This is a genomic window from Mesorhizobium sp. M7D.F.Ca.US.004.01.2.1, assembly GCF_003997785.1.
Classification (GTDB): domain Bacteria; phylum Pseudomonadota; class Alphaproteobacteria; order Rhizobiales; family Rhizobiaceae; genus Mesorhizobium; species Mesorhizobium loti.
Window position 1 is genome coordinate 1 of sequence record NZ_RZRQ01000747.1, and the last position, 560, is coordinate 560.

The 560-nt window shown below is 61.2% G+C and carries 1 protein-coding gene; it reads right to left on the minus strand.

The window, feature by feature from the left end; genetic code table 11:
• Positions 1-27: 27 nt before the first annotated feature.
• Positions 28-560, minus strand: a 533-nt coding sequence (locus EN993_RS36600; RefSeq protein WP_281040603.1) for a group II intron maturase-specific domain-containing protein, incomplete at its 5' end; no start/stop codon positions are given.

Below are 560 nucleotides of genomic sequence, written 5' to 3' on the forward strand. Positions count from 1 at the left end.
GCTCTCCTAGAACCGTGCGTGAACCTCTCAGCTCACACGGCTCCCGGTATCCGGCTGTTGGGCATGTAGAAGCGGCCAGTGCGCGAAGAGCCCTGGCTTGGTCCTGATGATACGGGCGAGCCACTCGCGCGCGCCTTTCGGCTTTTGCTTGAAGCGCTTGAACTTGCGGCGGGCCCATTTTCTCAGATGGAAGTCGATCCGGCGCAGACTGTCGTACAGCGCCGATTTGTAGAAGTGACTGTAGTAGTTGATCCATCCACGGACGTAGGGATTGATCCGCCGGGCGAGATCCTCAAGGGCTGTGTCGGTCCGGTTTTGGAGACCCCATTGCCGAACTTCCCGACGCATCGCCTTTAGCGCCCCTGGGGACGCCGCTGGCAAGAACGAGACGCCGTATGTCCCATTGGGCCATGCCGTAAACCGCGGCCGGAACGAGTGGCCGAGGAAGTCGAACTGGACCGTGGGATAGCGCTCGCTGCGGTTGGTGTCTGCGCAGTAGACGATTTTTGTCTTCTGCGGGTGGAGCGCCAACCCACACGTCGCGAACCGCTCCGCTAGAG